Source organism: Staphylococcus sp. HMSC062H10 (genome assembly GCF_001836945.1).
Taxonomy (GTDB): Bacteria; Bacillota; Bacilli; order Staphylococcales; family Staphylococcaceae; genus Staphylococcus; species Staphylococcus aureus.
Genome location: NZ_KV830946.1, coordinates 1 through 3,023, shown reverse-complemented (window position 1 = coordinate 3,023; position 3,023 = coordinate 1). Strand labels below are relative to the sequence as shown.

Below are 3,023 nucleotides of genomic sequence, written 5' to 3'. Positions count from 1 at the left end.
CCTTTATGGTTACAAAAAGTTGCCTTTAAAATCTCAAATGCATTGTCCCTCTAAGGTTCAAACACCCCCTAAAAAGGGTTTTAAAAAGATTTATAAAAAGATATTAAAAAGTTCGGGGCAATTTTCCCCTCACAAATTCAAGAGACAAAAAGGAAAGCAACCACAAAAGTGGTTGCTTTTTTATTTATAAAATCAATTAAGTCGTTACTCATTGATGTATTATTCCAATTGCTTTATTGACATTGAGCCTCTGTCCCCTTAACAAACCCAAAAACTGTCGACTCATCGGGTTAATAGCTCACGCTATACCCGACATTCGTCGAAACAGTTTAGTTAAGGGGACTTCTCAACGATCAATAAATTTTCTCGGCATAATAGCGATATCTAATCTTTAATACGCTTCTCATAACGATGGATTTAAATAGTCATTATTATTTAAATGCTTTTAAAATCCATTTTCAGCTTCATGTAGGACTTCTATACGTTGATATGATTCTCTACCTATTCAAAATGAACTAACGCGCTTATATGCGCTTAAAATGCCACGTATAAGCAACCACAATAAGATATAAGGGATTAAATAAAGGATAACGATAAAATAACGCCATGCTGAATGACCTGTTTTGAGTACATGATTAATCCATTCATAAAAATAATGAACACCTAATACATCGCTTAACGGACTTAAAACTAAACATGCGACCATTACTAAAGCAACGATGAAAAACATAGAAGTTAATCCTTTCGTTAACTTATTCACTGCTTGATCATACTGCTTTATCGCGGTTTCATTTTTGTTTAAGCGTGCTTCAATGGTTTTCGCGTATTCATTATTGGATGTTTGTAATTCTATCTGACTCACTTGAAATTGTTTAACCATATTTTCTGTTTCCGATTTAATATCTTTTAGTTCTTCTTGCATGGCTGTTTTGAAATCTTGTTTTAAATTATCACTATCAATGCGTTGAATATAGTGTTTCATTGCGCTAATAAATCGTTTTTCATTAGTCTTTGTCGCTTGATCAAAGTTCGTAGCCGTGGTCTCGATCGTTGTCAATATTTTTTCGTGTCGCTCGTTCCGCTTGAATTCTCTCTTCTCGATCTCTTCGAGCCTTTTCATGAGCAAGTCTTGCTGATTCTGCAGCTTTTCGGCTACGCTCCAATTCATTTGTATCCTTGGCGAATCGATCCCAATCTGATTGAGTGATGCTTGTATCTCTTTCAGTTGATTCATCACGATTCGAAGTTCGTCGTTTCGGTTGGTAGTCGTGTTCTGAGTCTCGTTCTTGTTGTCGTCGTTGTATTTGTCTTTCAAAGCCATCTTCTATGCCCCCTTTATTGTAATTTTCGCCTAATCGACGCCCCCGTACTTTTTTATCTTCAGCTAGGTGTCGATACGTAATGCTTTTTGGTGTGACACGTTCAATTTCAATGCCATATTGACTTAAATGCGTTTTTAATTCGTCCATATTCGTTGCTTGTGATTGGTCGATAGCTTCTCGAATTTCATCTTTCCATGAATACTGTGCTGTTGATTTTATGTTTGGATCCGCAATGGCTTTTTCAGTTTGGGTATAACGTAAGCGTGCTGTATCTTTCTCTGGTACGCTTAAACCATGATTGCGACAAACTTCGTCATTGAAATTTCTTAAGTCACGTAATGCTTGTTTATTGTTGTTGAATTTCTTACCTGTTTCAAGATTAATACTATTAATCACAATATGATTATGTACATGATCCGTATCATTGTGTGTATAGACAGCGACTTGATGATTCGGTGCAAATTTTTCAGCGAGTTCTAAACCTAGCTGATTACATTGTTCAGGTGTAACTTCATCAGGTTTAAAGGCTTGTATAATGACATGACCTTGGTTGCCATCTGTTTTACCGTAAAGCTCACGAGACGCTTTGAAACTCGATTTAGCATAATCTACATCACAGTTTAAGCCACTTTTCTCAACAGCGCGTTTTTCAGCGTAATTAATAGCACGAGATGTTGATTTGGTTGCGCTTAGTTTAGTTGTTGCCATATGTCATCCAGCCTTTCACGTAATTCGCTGATATTACGTTCTAATGCTTCGTAATTTGGTGCGTCATATTGATGTTGGTTACAATATTTGGCAATTTGATTGGCATTTGAACCTAATTTACCTAAATCACTAGCTAGAGATTGTCGTGTAGTTTTATCTAATTTAGGTACAACTAATCGAGTGCCTTGTGCCTTTTTCTTAACGAAAGCAGGCACACTCATATTTAAAGTTTCAGCCGATTGTTTCAACTTTAAATATTCGGATTCGCTCACACGAAAACTAATTTGTTTTGGCGCTTTACGGTTGGGTTTATGAATTTGCCCATTAACCGTATCGCTAGCCACAAATATGTTTTGTTCGCTCATACATCCCACCACGCTTTCTACGAAAGATAACTCCTTAATATAAATTTACTTTATAGGATAAAGTAAATTTAATCAAGTCGTTATAGTGGTTTGGCAAGCATTGGCTTTGCTAGCCACTAACGTGGTAGCATCGCCTGCTTGTTGGGGATATTCCCCAAGCCCCTTAGGATTTTTTCTGGCGAAAAAATAGTGGCTAATTGCTAGCCACTATTAATATAAATGTATTTAAAGATGTTTAGCTTTTTTTCTTGATATCGGTAAAAATAATCCTTACAAGAATACTAATTACTGAAATGTTTAATATTTCAAAAAATATAAATTTGATTTCAGAAATAAGGTTAAGTAAGAAAAAACAATGATATATAGCGAGGAAGTTCCTGCAGTATACATTGATGAAAAAATTAGACACCCCATATTCTTATAAAGAATACAAAAAATACTTGAAGCAAACAAATAAATTATATATTTTACCCATAATCAAACATTAGTTTATAAACACCCTAAATACTTACGTTTATAATACGTTTTAATTTTCAAGGTAATCTCATTTTAACTTTATAATGACGAGGGTATTGCATAATTAATATAGATTTGTTACATTATAAATGCAATATATATATGGCAAAAG

3 protein-coding genes and 1 pseudogene are annotated in these 3,023 nt (G+C 34.6%); 1 reads left to right on the top strand and 3 read right to left on the bottom strand.

Translation table 11 applies throughout. The features are described 5' to 3' along the window. Positions 1 to 190 (top strand): annotated as a pseudogene (locus HMPREF2658_RS14765) (hypothetical protein); the annotation flags it as partial. A gap of 315 nt (positions 191 to 505) precedes the next feature. Here HMPREF2658_RS14765 and HMPREF2658_RS00545 read toward each other — a convergent pair. The 3 genes from HMPREF2658_RS00545 to mobC are packed head-to-tail and all read right to left on the bottom strand — an operon-like array spanning position 506 to position 2,395. Next, positions 506 to 982 carry a hypothetical protein gene (locus tag HMPREF2658_RS00545; RefSeq protein ID WP_000683603.1) on the bottom strand — a complete coding sequence of 159 codons (477 nt, stop codon included), beginning with the start codon at positions 980 to 982 and terminating at the stop codon, positions 506 to 508. A gap of 40 nt (positions 983 to 1,022) precedes the next feature. Beyond that, the gene (locus HMPREF2658_RS00540; protein ID WP_031862749.1) at positions 1,023 to 2,030 is read right to left on the bottom strand and encodes a relaxase/mobilization nuclease domain-containing protein; all 1,008 of its coding nucleotides are present in this window, start codon (positions 2,028 to 2,030) and stop codon (positions 1,023 to 1,025) included. Next, on the bottom strand, positions 2,012 to 2,395 hold the full coding sequence (gene mobC / locus HMPREF2658_RS00535; protein ID WP_000003344.1) for a plasmid mobilization protein: 384 nt from the start codon (positions 2,393 to 2,395) through the stop codon (positions 2,012 to 2,014). The genes HMPREF2658_RS00540 and mobC overlap by 19 nt, the downstream gene beginning before the upstream one ends. Between the last annotated feature and the right edge of the window lie 628 nt (positions 2,396 to 3,023).